Genomic DNA, 14,487 nt, shown 5'->3' on the forward strand with positions numbered 1-14,487 from the left:
CCGCCGTGAGCACATACGACGACCGCCCCTGGCTCGCCCGCTACGGGGACCAGCCGGCGGACTACGACATCGAGTTCGACGACGCCCTGAGCATGTTCCGCGCCGGGCTGGCGCGGGACCCCTCGGGCGACGCCCTGCGGTACTTCGACGGCGTCCTCAGCCGCCAGGAGCTCGACGAGCTCAGCGACGGCCTGGCCGCCGGCCTGCTGGCCAACGGGTTCGCACCCGGCGACCGGCTGGCGGTCTACCTGCAGAACGTCCCGCAGTTCGTCATCGCGATGGTGGCCGCCTGGAAGGCCGGCGGCGTCATGGTGTCGATCAACCCGATGAGCCGGGCCCGCGAGCTGTCCTACCTGCTCAAGGACTCCAGGGCCACCGTCCTCGTCGCCCTGGAGTCGCTGTACGACCAGGTCGCCCGGGACGTCGTGCCGGACACCGACGTCCGGCTGGTGCTGACGACCAGCGAGCTGGAGTTCCAGACGCGCAACGACGAACGGCTGTTCGCCGGGGTGGGCCGGCAGCGTTCCGAGGGGACGACGGACCTCGCCGGGTTCGTCGCCGAGCACCGGGGGCAGCCGCTGCCGCCGGTGCAGCTGGGCCCGGACGACGTCGCGTTCCTGACCTACACCTCGGGGACGACGGGGGTGCCCAAGGGCGCCATGAACACCCACCGGAACGTCGTCTTCACCGCGCAGGTCTACCGCGACTGGGTGCGGGCCGGGCGGGACGGCGCCATCTTCGCCATCGCCCCGCTGTTCCACATCACCGGGCTGATCGGGCACATCGCGGTCAGCATGCTGGCCCCCGCGCCGCTGGTGCTGGCCTACCGGTTCGAGCCGCAGGTCGTCCTGGACGCCTTCCTCGAGCACCGGCCGACGTTCACCATCGGCGCGATCACCGCGTTCACCGCCCTGCTCAACGCACCGGGGATGACCGCGGACCACTTCGCGTCGTTCACGTCGATCTACTCCGGCGGTGCCGCGATCTCCCCGACCGCCGAGCGGCGGTTCCTCGAGGCCACCGGCAAGCAGGTGCACAACGCCTACGGCCTGACCGAGACGACCTCGCCCATGACGGTCACCCCCTTCGGCTCGCCGTCCCCGGTCGACCCCAACTCGGGGGCGCTGTCGGTCGGCGTCCCGGCGCCCAACACGATCGTGCGCATCCAGGACGACGACGGGAAGGACCTCCCGCTGGGCGAGGTGGGCGAGATCGTCGCCGACGGACCGCAGGTGGTCGCCGGCTACTGGGGCAAACCGGAGGAGACCGCCGCCAACCTGCCCGGCGGTGCACTCCGGAGCGGCGACGTCGGCTTCATGGACCCCGGGGGCTGGGTGTTCATCGTCGACCGCAAGAAGGACATGATCAACGCGTCGGGCTACAAGGTGTGGCCGCGCGAGGTGGAGGACGTCCTCGCCGAGCACCCGGCGGTCCGCGAGTCGGCGGTCGTGGGCATCCCGGACGAGAAGCGCGGCGAGACGGTCAAGGCCTTCGTCAGCCTCGTGCCCGGCGCGGACGCCACCCCCGAGGAGCTCATCGCGCACTGCAAGGATCGCATGGCGGCCTACAAGTACCCGCGCAGCGTCGTCCTGGTCGACGAGCTGCCGAAGACGGTCACCGGCAAGATCCTCCGCCGCGAGCTGCGCGGAGGCTCCTGACCGACAGTCCCTGGTCCGACCGCGAGGGGGAACGGATGAGCACGCAGGCGAGGCACTCGATCTGGCGGCGCATGCCGGTGGACCGGATGGACGAGATCGAGAAGGAGAGCGGGGCCGGCGCGCTCGCCAAGAGCCTCGGGCTCTGGCAGCTGACCGCGATCGGCGTCGGCGGCATCATCGGCGTCGGGATCTTCTCCCTCGCCGGGCTGGTGGCGGCCGGCGACGAGGACAACCCCGGGGTGGGGCCCGCGGTGCTGATCGCCTTCCTCATCGCCGGCCTGGCCTCGGCAGCCGCGGCGCTGTCCTACGCCGAGTTCGCCGGCATGATCCCCCGGGCCGGCTCGGCCTACACCTACGGCTACGTCGCCCTCGGTGAGATCATCGGGTGGTTCATCGGCTGGGACCTGCTGCTGGAGTACATCGCCATCGTCGCGGTCGTGGCGATCGGCATCTCCGGCTACCTGGAGGCCTTCCTCAACGGCTTCGGGGTCGCCCTGCCGGTGTCGGTCACCGCGTCCGCCGAGGAGGGCGGGGTCGTCAACGTCCCGGCCATCGTGATCTGCCTGCTGGTGACCTTCATCCTCAGCCGTGGCACGAAGGCCTTCGGCCGGTTCGAGCTCATCGCCGTGGCGATCAAGATCGTACTCATCCTGTTCATCATCGGGCTGGGCGTCTTCTACATCGACGCCGGCAACTACGACCCGTTCCTGCCCGCCGGGTTCGGCCCGGTGCTCACCGGCGCGGCGACCGTCTTTTTCGCGGTCTTCGGCTACGACGCCATGAGCACCGCCGCCGAGGAGGCCGAGGACGGCAAGAAGCACATGCCGAAGGCGATCATCCTGTCGCTGGTCATCGCGATGACGCTCTACGTGGCCGCCACCCTGGTGCTCACCGGGATGCAGAACTACCAGGACATCGACCCGACCGCGGGCTTCGCCTCGGCCTTCACCAGCGTCGGCCTGCCGGTGATCGCCACGATCATCTCGGTGTTCGCCGTGCTGTCCATCCTGACCGTGATGCTGACCTTCCTGCTCGGCGTGACCCGGGTGTGGTTCTCCATGAGCCGCGACGGGCTGCTGCCCCCGTGGTTCGCCAAGGTCGACCGCGGTGGCACACCGCAGCGGGTGACCTGGATCGCCGGCATCGGATCGGCGCTGCTCGCCGGCGTCTTCCCGATCCGCGCCGTCGCGGACCTGACGAACATCGGCATCCTGTCCGCGTTCATCGTCGTGTGCGCCGCGGTCATCCTGTTCCGCTACACCCAGCCCGACACACCCCGCTCCTTCCGGCTGCCCTTCATGCCCGTGGTCCCCGCGTTCGGGGTCCTGTCGTCGTTGTTCCTGATTTGGCAGCTGCCCTGGGAGACGTGGGCGCGCTTCGGGGCCTGGCTGGTCATCGGCTTCGTCATCTACTTCACCTACGGCCGCAGGCACTCGCTGCTCAACCCGGACAGCCCGCACCACCGGCGTGCGGCGCCCGCCCCGCCCCACGAGTGAGCGGAGCGGCCGGCACACCGGGCCCGTGACCGAGCCCGCGGCGGCACGTGCCGCCGCAGCGCTCCGGAGGCACGCTCCCGAGCTCGCCGACCTGCCGCTGCGGGAGCTGGGCCGCGGACTGGACAACACCGCCTTCGCCGCGGGCGAGCTGGTCCTCCGGGTGGCCGACGTCCCCGACGTGCAGCGCGAGGCGGGCCTGCTGGAGTTCCTCGCGCCGCGGCTGCCGCTGGCCGTCCCCATCCCCGTGTTCGCCGACGGGGACGCCGGGGTCCTCGGCCAGCGGCTGCTGCCGGGACGGCCCCTGCTCGGCCGGACGCCGGCACCGGGCACCGGCGCCGTCCTCGGCCGGTTCCTGCACGACCTGCACGCCACCGACCCGGGCGCGGTGCGGGCCTTCGTCGACGTGGAGGACGCCGACCCCGCCGAGTGGCTGGTGGACCTCGACGGGCCGGCCGAGCTGCTGCGCGTGGTCCGGTCGAGCGTGCCGCGTCCCTCCCCGCTGCGCGTGGTGGCGCACGCGGACCTCGGCGCCGAGCACCTCCTCGCCGACGCGACGGGCCTCACCGGCGTGATCGACTGGTCGGACTGCGCGGTCACCGACCCGGCCCTGGACCTCGCCCGGCCGTACCGCGACTTCGGCCCCGCCTTCCTCACCGAGGCCCTGCAGGCGTACGGCGGTCTGCCCGGCGCCGGCCCGCGGATCGAGTTCTTCGCGCGCTGCGCCGCCCTTGAGGACCTCGACTACGGCCTGCGGACCGGCCGTGCGGAGTACGCCGAGGCCGCCCGGCGCAGCACCGCGTGGCTCTTCCCCGCATGAGCCACCCGGTCGCCGGCAGACCCCCGCCCCGTGCTGACGGGGCCAGGGAGGCGGCGTGCCCGTCCCGGCCTCCACGCCGCGCCTCCCGCCGTGGTCATCGGCCTCGTGGGCCCCTTTGTCGCCGCCGCCTCGGCCCGGGTGTGCGCACCGCCGGCGCCGACCCGCTGTACCAGGCCACACTGGCCGGGTGCGGGTGGCACGCCGTGCCCCGCCTCGCCTCCGCAGCGGTCGCGGCGGGGACGCCGTGTCGAGATTTCCTGCTGACCCGTGTCGATCCGGGCCGCGGCCGTTCGACGTCCTGGTGAGAGGCCGGCACTGAGCCGGTCGTTGCCCCCGGAGGACGTCATGACCGCCACGCTGACCACCACCGCCACCACCCGCCGCAGCACCGGCCCGATCACCGGCGCCGGCCTGGCCGCCACCGCGGTCGCCGCCCTCGCGACCAGCACCGTCGCCGCCGCGGGCTCGGCCGCCGGGATCAGCCTCGACGTGAGCGGGGCGCCCATCCCGGTGTCCGGCTTCGCGGTGCTGACCGTCGTGTTCTCCCTGGTGGGGGTGGCGCTGGCCGCCGTGCTGGCCCGCCGCGCCCGGCAGCCGCGCAGCACCTTCGTGCGCACGACCGTGGTGCTCACGGCGCTGTCACTGGTCCCCGACCTGGTCGCCGACGCCTCCGGCGACACCCGGGTGCTGCTGATGGTCACCCACCTCGTCGCCGCGGCGATCGTCGTGCCCACCGTGGCCCGTCGCCTGCCCGCCGCCCGCCGGGACTGACCGCTCGGCGGCACGACCGGGCCCGCACCGCCGCGGGCCGCGACAGGATGCCCGCGTGGACGACGACTGGGACGGATCGGTGTCGATGCGGCTGGCCGCCCTGGCGCTCGACCGGGGCCGGCTGACCGACGACCTGGTGACGGCGCTGGCGGTGCGCGGCACCCTGCTGGTCGACCTCGCGCTGCGCGGCCGGGTGCGGGACACCGAGGACGCCGTCGAGTTCGACGACCCGCCCTCCGGCTTCGCCCCCGCCGACCGGCTCCTGGCCGAGGGCGCCGACTCGCTGACCGACCTGCTGCGCGCCGGCCCGGTCGACCAGGAGGACCTCGCCGCCGAGCACCTGCGTCGCGGGTCGTGGACGGTGCGCCGCCGGCTGCTCGGCACCCGGTACGTCGACTGCCGGGCCGACCGCACGGCGGCCGACGAGCAGGCCCTCGAGGAGCCACGGCGGCAGGAGTGGACGCCGGAGGACGCCGCCCTGGCAGCGGTCGCCGGCACCCTCGGCCTGCTGGCCACGCCGCAGGAGCGTGCCGCCGAGGAACTCCTCGCGCACACCGGGCCGCTGCGCTGGCTGGTCGAGCTGGTCGTCGACGAGGTCGACCGCGCGATCACCCGGGGCCGGTCCATGCGCGGCGCGGTCAGCTTCGCCGACGGCACCCCGGGCTGACCGCGGGCCGGGTCGCCGAGCCGGCAGAACGGCCGGTTCCCGGGCCGGGCCGGCCGGGGCGGAACGGCGCTCGACGGGCGCGCGCGGGCTCGCCGTCGCAGGATGGCGCGTGTCCATCGACCACACCGCCGTGTTCCCGGCCGGTCCGGACGACGTCCTCGCCGTCCTCACCGACGAGGCCTTCCTCCGCGACTACGCCTCGGTCCTCGGTGCCCGGCTCGAGTCGGTGGAGAGCGTCCCGGACGGCGGCAGCCCGCGGACGACGGTGCGGCTCGTCGTCCCCACGCTGGGCATCCCGGCGGTCTTCACCCGCTTCGTCGGCCGCGAGGTCGCCGTCGCCGACCGGCGCAGCTGGACGGTGGACGGCGACGGCGGGCACCGCGGGGTCCTGCAGGTGGAGACGCGCATCCTCGGCCGGACGGCGGCGGTGCGCGGCGAGCGGCGGCTCCGCCCCACCGCCGCGGGGACCCGCTCCACGGTCACCGGCGAGGCGGAGGTCGACGCGCCGGTCGTCGGGCGGCAGGCCGAGGCCGCCGTCCGGGAGCTGGCGATGGTCGTGCTGCGCCGCGAGGACGACGTGCTGCGCCGCTGGCTCGGCACCCCGGACTGAAGGAGGACCTCCCTGCCCACGCCCCTCGGCTCCCTCCCGGTACCGCCGCGAGCTTGCGAGTGGTGGGGAGGAGGGGTCCTCCTACTGCAGGGAGGCCGTTCCTCAGGGGCCGGTGAAGTCGACGCTGGCACCCCGGAAGCGGCGCCGCCGGGCACGCACCCGCTCCCCGTCGTGGCGACGCCGCAGGTGCAGCCGCTCGCGGTGCGACTCGGGCGAGTGGACGACGGTGACCGGGCACGGTGCGTGCAGGGCGCACTGCATGCTCGTCGACCCGAGCAGCATGCTGGAGAACCCGCCGTGCCCCCGGCTGCCGACCACCAGCAGGTCCGCACCGGCCGACTCCCGGATGAGCGCGTCCGCCGCCGACCCGAGGACGGCCGTCACGTGGATCTCCGGGTGCGGCTCCGGGACGTCGCGGAGCACCTCGGCGATGAACGTCTCGGCCCGCTCCACCGCCGCGGCCGTCGCCTTGTCGTACTCGAAGTCACCGATCGCGTCGAAGTCCATCCACGCCTCGGGTGGCCGGTGGGAGATGACCGCCTCGACGGGCACACCCCGTCGGACGGCGTCCTCGACGGCGAACCGCACCGCGGCCCGTGCTCCCGCCGAGCCGTCCACACCCACGACCACGCGTGGCCCCCGTGCCTGGGGTCCCTCGACCCGTTCGGCCTGCTCGGTCATGACCGCCTCCTCGCAGGCCGGCCGCCGGAGCCCCGGTGCCCGCGGACGACCGGCACGGCCGAGCATGCGGGTCCCGTCGCGGAGGCGACAGGGCCCTCGGTCCCGGCGCGCGCTCGGGGGCGCGGGGAGCGCCCGCCGCGGCGTACCGTCCGGCCATGACCGCGGAGCCGGCGTCCGACGAACGTCTGCTCGCCGGGCGCTATGCGCTCAGCGAGGTCCTCGGCCGTGGCGGCATGGGCGTCGTCTGGCGGGCCACCGACCTGAAGCTGGACCGGCCGGTGGCGGTCAAGGAGGTCACCTTCGCGCTGCACCTGTCCGACGAGGAGCGCCGCCTGCTGCGCGAGCGCACGATGCGCGAGGCCCGCACCGCCGCCCGCCTGGACCACCCGTCGGTGACCTCGGTCTACGACGTGGTCGAGGAGGACGGCCGTCCCTGGCTGGTCATGGAGCACGTGGAGTCCTGCAGCCTGCAGCAGGTGCTCGACGGGCAGGGCCCGCTGCCGTGGCCGGCCGTCGCCCGCATCGGGCTCGACGTGCTCGCCGGGCTGACCGCCGCGCACGAGGCCGGGATCGTGCACCGCGACGTCAAGCCGGGCAACGTGCTGGTCGCCCCCGACGGGCGAGCCTGCCTCACCGACTTCGGCATCGCGACCGCCACCGGCGACCCGGCGATCACCACGACCGGTGCGATCATCGGCTCGCCGTCCTACATGGCGCCCGAGCGTGCCCACGGGGAGCAGCCGGGGCCCGCCGTGGACCTGTGGTCGCTCGGCGCGACGCTCTACACCGCGGTCGAGGGCCGCCAGGCGTTCGCCCGGGGCGAGCCCATGGCCACGCTCATGGCGGTGGTGACCGAGGAGCCGCCGCCGCCCGTCCACGCCGGTCCGCTCGAGCCGGTGCTGCGCGGCCTGCTCACCAAGGACCCGGCACAGCGGATGACCGCCGAGCAGGCGCGCCGGGAGTTGCACGCGGCCCTCGACTCGACGCGGGGCACCACGCCCTGGTCACCGGAGCCGTCCCCGCCGCAGGCGGAGCGGCCGGCGCCCGAGCACGAGCGGGTGGAGCGGATCGACGCCGCGGACCTGCGCGCCCTGGCGGCCGCGTCGGCGACCGTGATCGGTGCCGTCGCCCGGGACGCCCGGGACCAGGCCCGCCACCTGGCCGAGCGCAGACGGGAGCGCCGGGAGGTCCGGCGGCGGGAGACCGTCCCGCCGGAGGCGCCGCCCGCGCCCCCGGCCGGGCGTCGGCCGGCGGAACGTCCCGGCAACCGGCCGCAACGGCGCCGGTTCCGCCGTCGCTGGGTGGTCGTCCCGGTGCTGGTGGTGGTGCTCGCGCTGCTCGCCGTGGCGGCCGGCCTGGTCGTGCTCGCCGGGGCCCTGCTCGGCTGGTGACGCGGACGACCGCGTCCTGCGGCAGGCTCGACCCATGACGACGCCGTCCGCCGAGACCCCGCAGCCCCGCGACATCGCCCTGGAGGTGGAGACCCCCGAGCAGGCCGCCGACCTGGAGGCGCAGAGCGAGCCGTCGGAGGAGACCGCCCCGGGTGAGTGACCGGCCGGCCTCCGGGTAGCGCTGCACCCATGCGCAGCCGCGACGTCCTCAGCTACGCCTACGAGCAGGTCGAGGAGACGTTCAGCCGGACCGTCGAGGGGCTGGGGCCCGACGACCTGAACCGCCGGCTGCAGCCCGGCGCCAACCCGATCGGCTGGCTGGCCTGGCACCTGCTGCGGGTGCAGGACGACCACGTCGCCGACGTCGCCGGCACCGAGCAGGTGTGGACCGCCGAGGGCTGGGCCGGCCGCTTCGGCCTCCCCCTGGACGACGCGGCCACCGGCTACGGGATGGCCGACGAGGAGGTCGACACCGTCCGGGTGCCCTCGGCCGACCTGCTGCTGGGCTACTCCCGCGCCGTGCACGCGCGGTCGACGGAGTTCCTGCGCGGCCTCTCCGACGAGGACCTCGACCGGGTCGTCGACACGAACTGGGACCCACCGGTCACCCTCGGCGTCCGGCTGGTCAGCGTGCTCTCCGACGACTTCCAGCACCTGGGCCAGGCCGCCTACCTGCGCGGTCTGCTGGGGCGCTGAGGGTCATCCGCCGGCGCGCAGCCGGGCGGCCTCGATGCGCCGCCCGGCGACGTAGTACAGCGTCGTGCCCTCGGGCAGCGGGGTGTCCCAGCCGGGGCTGACGACCAGCGGACCGCCCCCGGTGCGCAGGGCCAGCACCGTGGCGCCGAAGGTGCGCCCGAACCAGGTCTGGCAGTCGCCGAACGTGCGGTGCGGAAAGCCCTCCGGCAGGCGGGTGGAGTAGGTGTTGCCGTGCCCGCCGCTGGTCATCAGGTCGCTGTAGACCTGGGCGATGCCGGGGTCGTTGGCCTCCTCGGTCAGCAGGAACGGCATGTGCCACTGCACCCCCTGGACGTCGGGGTGCACGTAGCGCAGCGTGCCCAGCCGGCCGAGGTCGCGGAGTGCGGCGACCAGGTGGATGCGCGGGTTGGCGTGGGTGACGGCGAGGGCGACGGCCAGGGCCTCGTTGTCGTCACGGACGTCGATCACCGCCGTCCGGGCACGCGCCACGCTCGCGCGGGCCATCACGTCGGGCGAGGTGAGGTCGCCGCGGACGAACTGCACGTCCAGCCGCTCGGGCAGCGGGTCCTCCGGGACGTCCTCGCTCGCGCAGAGCACCAGCGGCGTACCGCCCTCCGCGGTCAGCTCGGCGACGATGCGCGCCGTCCGCCCGGGCGTGTAACCGAGCAGCACGACGTGGTCGGTCAGGTCCAGTCCGACCAGCCCCCTCAGTCTCTTGCCCCTCACCGACTGCAGCGCGGCGGACAGCTGCGTGAAGAGCAGGGTGAGCGTGACGATGCCGCCGACGATGACGTAGGCGCCGACGACGCGGCCACCGGCCGAGGCCGGGTAGACGTCGCCGTAGCCGACGGTGGCCGCGGTGACGACGAAGTACCACCAGTAGGTGCCCGGCGAGGCGATGCCCGAGCCGGCCGGCTCGACGACCGCCATGGCCGCCCAGCTGGTCAGGAAGACGAAGACCGCGACGGCCAGCGCCAGCCGCCACCCGGGCAGCCGCACGCGCAGCAGACGCGCCAGGCGCGCGACCAGGAACGGCACCTGCGACCTCCCCGACGACGACCCGGGGCACGGTAGCGGACGTGATCAGGGATCGGTGGCGGAGCGATCGACGAGAGCCGGTCGGCGGGTCGCTCCTCCGCCGGGTCCCTGCGGGCGGGGACGTCGAGGGCACCCCGGGTCCGGAGCGAAGCCGACGACCTTGCGCTCCCGGTCGGCCGGGGAGTCTCATCGGTCCGCTCGGGACGGTGCGACCACACACAGCCACCGCGTGGCCCCAGCACGGGAGTCGAGATGGACCGGGAGACGGTCGTCCGCGACTGGTCGATGGCCCTGGAGGTCCGCCTGGGCGAACGGCGCTGGGTCGTCCCCGTGCACGAGTCGCTCACGATCGGTCGCGACGACTCGTCATCGATCCCCGTCGACGACGCCCAGGTGTCCCGGCACCACGCCACGGTCGACGCCACGGCCGACGGGTGGCTCCTCGTCGACCACAGCCGCAACGGGGTCTTCCTCGACGGACGCCGGGTGCCACAGGTGTTGATCACCACCCCGACCGCCGTCGCGCTGGGCCATCCGGTCGACGGGGTCGTGCTCACCCTGGCCCCGCTCCGGGGTGGTGCGGTGCCAGGGACCGCGGCACCCACCCACGCCCCGAGGACCGAGGTGCACGACATCGCCGGCTCCCGGATCACCGTCGGGCGGCTCCCGGACAACGACGTCGTCATCGACGACCTCCTCGTCTCCCGGCACCACGCCGTCCTCGAGTGCGCCGGTGGCAGGTGGCGCATCCGCGACGCGGGCAGCGCCAACGGCACGTACCTGAACGGGCAGCGGGTCACCGGGACCGGCGGGGCCGAGGTCGTCGAGGGCGACCTGATCGGCATCGGACACGCGCTCCTCCACCTGTCCGGGGACCGGTTGGTGGCGTACCAGGACGAGGGGGACGTCGACATCGAGGCGGCGGACCTGGTCGTGACCCGCGACGGACGCCGCCTGCTCGACGACCTCGCCCTGCGGGTCGCCGGGCGCAGCCTGCTGGCGATCCTCGGGCCGAGTGGCTCGGGCAAGTCGACCCTGCTCGGCGCCCTGACCGGGACCCGACCAGCGGACGCGGGCGTGGTGCGGTACGGCGGACGGGACCTGTACGCGGACTACGACGAGGTGCGGCACCGCATCGGACTCGTCCCGCAGGACGACATCCTCCACCCGCAGCTGAGCGTGCTGCGCGCCCTGTCCCACGCTGCCCGCCTGCGCTTCCCCCCGGACGTGACGCGGCAGGAGCGCACCAGGCGCATCGAGGAGGTGCTGGAGGAGCTCGGACTCACCCAGTGGGCGCACCAGCGGATCGACCGGCTCTCCGGCGGTCAGCGCAAGCGGACCAGTGTGGCGCTGGAGCTCCTCACCCGACCCTCACTGCTGTTCCTCGACGAGCCCACGTCGGGACTGGACCCGGGGCTGGACAAGCAGGTGATGCAGACGTTGCGGGCGCTGGCGGACACGGGGCAGACCGTCGTCGTCGTCACCCACAGCGTCCTCAACCTGGAGGTCTGCGACCACCTCGTCGTCCTGGCGCCCGGTGGTCGGATGGCCTACGACGGTCCACCGGACCGGGTGCTGGAGTACTTCGGGGTCACGGACTTCGCCGAGGTGTTCCTGCTGCTGGAGCGCCAGGCATCGGTCGACTGGCACGACCGGCTGCGGCGCTCGGGCCTCCACCACCGACTCTCCGGCCGGCCATCGGACCGGCGCCCCCCGGAGACCGTTCCCCCGCCGAGGGGCTCGGCGCTCGTCCAGTACCGCGTGCTCACCCGGCGCACGCTCGACGTCCTGCTGGCCGACCGCACGTACCTGACCTTCCTCGGCCTCCTGCCGGTGTTGCTGAGCGGCCTGGCCCACACCATGACCGCGCCCCGAGGGCTCTCCGTCGCGGGGGCCAATCCGGTGCAGGCTCGTCAACTCCTGCTCGTGCTGATCCTGGGGGGCGCCCTGATGGGTACGGCCAGCTCGGTCCGGGAGCTGGTCAAGGAGCGCAGCATCTACCAGCGGGAGCGCGCGATCGGGCTGTCGCGAGTGGCGTACGTGGCGGCCAAGGTGACCGTGCTCGCGGTGGTGACGACCGTCCAGGCTGCGGCGTTCGCAGCGCTCGCGATGGTCGGGAGGCCCGGTCCGGACGGCGCGGTACTGCTCCCCTGGGGCCGGCTGGAGGTCGCGCTCGCGGTCGTGGCGGTCACCGTCGCCTCCATGGTGGTGGGACTCGTCATCTCCGCGCTGATCAGCAACGCGGACCGTGGCATGCCCCTGCTCGTGGTGGTGGTCATGGTGCAGTTCATCCTGTCCGGCGGGCTGTTCGGCCTCGCAGGACGGACGGGGCTCGAGCAGCTCTCCTGGGCCGTCCCCTCGCGGTGGGCCTACGCCATGGGCGCGGTGACGATGGACCTGCGGGTGACCCAGCCGTCGACGGACGATCCGCTGTGGCGGCACAGCGCCACGACGTGGCTCGCGGACGTGCTCGTCCTGGGCGGCATGGTCCTCCTGCTGGTCGTCCTGGTGGGCGTGGTGCTGCGGCGCCACGAGCCACGTCGGCGCCGGCACCGGCGCTGAGCAGCCGGGAGCGCGGGTCCGTCCCGAGCGAGACGGCCGGGTCCGCCGACCCTGGACACGGTCCCGATGGCGGAGCCAGACTGGCCGCCCCGCGGACCAGCGGGTCAGCCAGCGCCTCCGACCCCCTGGACGGCGACCATGGTCGTGGAGCTCTTCGGTCCCTACGAACTCCAGGAACTCCTCGGCCGCGGGGGCATGGGTGAGGTCCACCGCGCCTACGACACGGTGCGTCGACGGGTGGTCGCTCTCAAGCGTCTGCGCCCGGAGTACGCCGCTGACGAGCGTGTCCGCGCGCGGTTCCTGTCGGAGTGCCGGCGGACCGCGCAGCTCTCCGAGGCGCACGTGATACCGATCCACCACTCCGGCGAGATCGAGGGTCGGCTCTACCTCGACATGCGGCTGGTCGACGGGAGGGACCTCGGGGAGGTGCTGGCCGCTCACGGGCCGATGACACCGGTCCGCGCCGTCGCCGTCATCGGCCAGGTGGCGGCCGCGCTCGACGCGGCTCACGGGGCCGGTCTCGTGCACCGGGACGTCAAGCCGTCCAACGTCCTGCTCACCGACGACGGCCACGGACCGCACTGCTACCTGGCGGACTTCGGGGTGGCCGCCGCCATGGGCGGTGGCGGACCGCACACCACGACCGGGACGACGGTCGGGACCATCGCCTACCTCGCGCCCGAGCGACTCCTCGGCGGCCCCACCGACCACCGGGTCGACGTCTACTCCCTGGCCTGCCTGGTGTACGAGACCCTCACGGGGCTCGCGCCGTTCCAGGCCGACGAGGTCGCCGCGTTGATGTACGCCCATCTGAGCCGGGAGCCACCGAGGGCGTCGGAGCGGGTGCCGACCGTCCCGGCGCACCTCGATGAGGTCGTGGCACGCGGCATGGCCAAGGACCCGGACCGGCGCTACCAGAGCGCCGGCGAACTGGCCGCCGCCGCTGCCGCAGCCCTGCGTGGTCCGGGGAGGACCCCCTCGGCCACCGCGGTGACGGTGTCGGTGGACCTGCCCCGGCCGGCTTCCGCCGCCATGGCGACCACCGGCGCGTCGGTCAGGAGGCCCGGGTCGGGTCGTCGGTCGCGACGCCTGGTGTCGCGGCTGTTCCTCGCCGCCCTCGTGGTCCTCGCGGCAGGAGCTGTCGCGGTGGGCGTCGACCTGCTGCAGTCCGTCGAGGCGGTGCGGGTCGAGGCCGAGCCCGCGACCTCCACCGGCGAGGACCCGTTCGTGCCACCGGACGCGAACGCGGCACCCGGGTCGCCGACGGCCCCGTCCTCCGTGGCGGGCGGCAGCAGCCCCGGCGGTGGGACGCACCCGCCGGCGGACGTACCCGTGTCCGGGGACACGGTGGGGTTGTACGGCGGCACGGGCGCCGAAGCCTGCGACTCCGACGAGTTGGCGACCCACCTCGAGGCGCACCCGGCCACGGCGATGACCTGGGCCGGCGCACAGGGCATCGAGCGCGAGGACATCCGGTCGTTCCTGGTGTCACTCACCCCGGTCGTGCTCCGCGCCGACACGGCCGTCACCAACCACGGGCACCGCGACGGTCGGGCGCGTGCGTTCCAGTCCGTCCTGCAAGCCGGGACCGCGGTGCTGGTCGACGATCGCGGCGTTCCTCGGGTGCGGTGCTCCTGCGGCAACCCGCTCGGCGATCCCGCGCCGCGGGACCGGGCCCGCTACGAGGGACAGACGTGGCCGGAGCTCGAGAGCCGGCCCGTGACCGTGGTCCGGCCGGCGCCCACCGTCGTGGAGGACTTCGTCATCGTCGACCAGACGCAGGACGCCACCGTGGCCGCCCAGCGGCCGCGGGGCAGTCGCGGCGACGAGGACGGACCGACCGATCCGGGGACGGTCCAGGTGGCCCTCGACTTCTCCCCCGAGGCGGCGGCCCAACAGGCCGACCAGGGTGCACACGCGTCGACATCGGCGAGCGAGACGGGAACGGGCTCCGCCACGTCGGCTCCGCTCACGCCCACCGGGTCGGACGACGAGAGCCCGGTCGATCCGGACACGACCTCCGCGAGCAGCACCCCGTCGGCCAGCACCACCCCCTCCGCCACCCCCGACAGCACGGTCCCGTCCGCCAGCAGCACACCC

The 14,487-nt window shown here is 74.3% G+C and carries 13 protein-coding genes; 11 read left to right on the plus strand and 2 right to left on the minus strand.

Annotated elements, in window-relative coordinates; genetic code table 11:
* Window positions 1–5 precede the first annotated feature (5 nt).
* The 6 genes from BMW27_RS06855 to BMW27_RS06875 all read left to right on the plus strand — a co-directional run bounded on the left by BMW27_RS06855 (window position 6) and on the right by BMW27_RS06875 (window position 6,019).
* Window positions 6–1,658 (plus strand): AMP-binding protein, encoded by a 1,653-nt coding sequence (locus BMW27_RS06855; RefSeq protein WP_091441024.1) that lies wholly within the window; start codon window positions 6–8, stop codon window positions 1,656–1,658.
* A 35-nt stretch (window positions 1,659–1,693) separates the two neighbouring features.
* The gene (locus BMW27_RS06860; RefSeq protein WP_091441027.1) at window positions 1,694–3,154 is read left to right on the plus strand and encodes an amino acid permease; all 1,461 of its coding nucleotides are present in this window, start codon (window positions 1,694–1,696) and stop codon (window positions 3,152–3,154) included.
* A 25-nt stretch (window positions 3,155–3,179) separates the two neighbouring features.
* Window positions 3,180–3,971: a phosphotransferase gene (locus BMW27_RS06865; RefSeq protein WP_175486393.1), complete on the plus strand. Its 792-nt coding sequence runs from the start codon at window positions 3,180–3,182 to the stop codon at window positions 3,969–3,971.
* Between the two features lie 345 nt (window positions 3,972–4,316).
* Window positions 4,317–4,742 (plus strand): DUF6069 family protein, encoded by a 426-nt coding sequence (locus BMW27_RS06870; RefSeq protein ID WP_091441032.1) that lies wholly within the window; start codon window positions 4,317–4,319, stop codon window positions 4,740–4,742.
* A 55-nt stretch (window positions 4,743–4,797) separates the two neighbouring features.
* A complete protein-coding gene (locus BMW27_RS23265; protein WP_175486394.1) occupies window positions 4,798–5,409 on the plus strand; it encodes a hypothetical protein in 612 nt (203 codons plus the stop codon).
* Between the two features lie 109 nt (window positions 5,410–5,518).
* A complete protein-coding gene (locus tag BMW27_RS06875; RefSeq protein ID WP_175486395.1) occupies window positions 5,519–6,019 on the plus strand; it encodes a DUF2505 domain-containing protein in 501 nt (166 codons plus the stop codon).
* A gap of 102 nt (window positions 6,020–6,121) precedes the next feature.
* Here BMW27_RS06875 and BMW27_RS06880 read toward each other — a convergent pair whose 3' ends face one another.
* On the minus strand, window positions 6,122–6,700 hold the full coding sequence (locus tag BMW27_RS06880) for a universal stress protein (RefSeq protein ID WP_091441037.1): 579 nt from the start codon (window positions 6,698–6,700) through the stop codon (window positions 6,122–6,124).
* A gap of 155 nt (window positions 6,701–6,855) precedes the next feature.
* On the opposite strand from BMW27_RS06880, the gene BMW27_RS06885 reads away from it, so the two are divergent.
* From BMW27_RS06885 to BMW27_RS06890, 3 genes are read left to right on the plus strand one after another with little or no spacing between them, the layout of a single operon-like run.
* Window positions 6,856–8,091 (plus strand): serine/threonine-protein kinase, encoded by a 1,236-nt coding sequence (locus BMW27_RS06885; protein WP_091441040.1) that lies wholly within the window; start codon window positions 6,856–6,858, stop codon window positions 8,089–8,091.
* A gap of 34 nt (window positions 8,092–8,125) precedes the next feature.
* Window positions 8,126–8,251 (plus strand): hypothetical protein, encoded by a 126-nt coding sequence (locus BMW27_RS24285; RefSeq protein WP_281244743.1) that lies wholly within the window; start codon window positions 8,126–8,128, stop codon window positions 8,249–8,251.
* 29 nt (window positions 8,252–8,280) lie between these two features.
* Entirely contained in the window at window positions 8,281–8,787 is a 507-nt protein-coding gene (locus BMW27_RS06890; protein WP_091441043.1) for a mycothiol transferase, read from the plus strand.
* Window positions 8,788–8,790: 3 nt separating this feature from the next.
* Here the strand turns inward: BMW27_RS06890 and BMW27_RS06895 are convergent, their stop codons facing one another.
* Window positions 8,791–9,825: an ion channel gene (locus BMW27_RS06895; protein ID WP_091441045.1), complete on the minus strand. Its 1,035-nt coding sequence runs from the start codon at window positions 9,823–9,825 to the stop codon at window positions 8,791–8,793.
* 252 nt (window positions 9,826–10,077) lie between these two features.
* Between BMW27_RS06895 and BMW27_RS06900 the strand changes: the two genes are divergently transcribed.
* Both BMW27_RS06900 and BMW27_RS06905 read left to right on the plus strand, forming a co-directional pair.
* Window positions 10,078–12,387, plus strand: a complete 2,310-nt coding sequence (locus BMW27_RS06900; protein WP_091441048.1) for an FHA domain-containing protein — start codon at window positions 10,078–10,080, stop codon at window positions 12,385–12,387.
* A gap of 138 nt (window positions 12,388–12,525) precedes the next feature.
* The coding region (locus BMW27_RS06905) for a serine/threonine-protein kinase (protein WP_217638055.1) at window positions 12,526–14,487 on the plus strand (1,962 nt) is incomplete at its 3' end.

The organism is Geodermatophilus poikilotrophus, assembly GCF_900111455.1.
Lineage (GTDB): Bacteria > Actinomycetota > Actinomycetes > Mycobacteriales > Geodermatophilaceae > Geodermatophilus > Geodermatophilus poikilotrophus.

Coding starts and splice junctions, on each gene's coding strand:
- BMW27_RS24285 (WP_281244743.1), top strand. CDS start 8,126: ATGACGACGCCGTCCGCCGAGACCCCGCAGCCCCGCGACATCGCCCTG.
- BMW27_RS06870 (WP_091441032.1), top strand. CDS start 4,317: ATGACCGCCACGCTGACCACCACCGCCACCACCCGCCGCAGCACCGGC.
- BMW27_RS06900 (WP_091441048.1), top strand. CDS start 10,078: ATGGACCGGGAGACGGTCGTCCGCGACTGGTCGATGGCCCTGGAGGTC.
- BMW27_RS06890 (WP_091441043.1), top strand. CDS start 8,281: ATGCGCAGCCGCGACGTCCTCAGCTACGCCTACGAGCAGGTCGAGGAG.
- BMW27_RS06880 (WP_091441037.1), bottom strand. CDS start 6,700: ATGACCGAGCAGGCCGAACGGGTCGAGGGACCCCAGGCACGGGGGCCA.
- BMW27_RS06885 (WP_091441040.1), top strand. CDS start 6,856: ATGACCGCGGAGCCGGCGTCCGACGAACGTCTGCTCGCCGGGCGCTAT.
- BMW27_RS06860 (WP_091441027.1), top strand. CDS start 1,694: ATGAGCACGCAGGCGAGGCACTCGATCTGGCGGCGCATGCCGGTGGAC.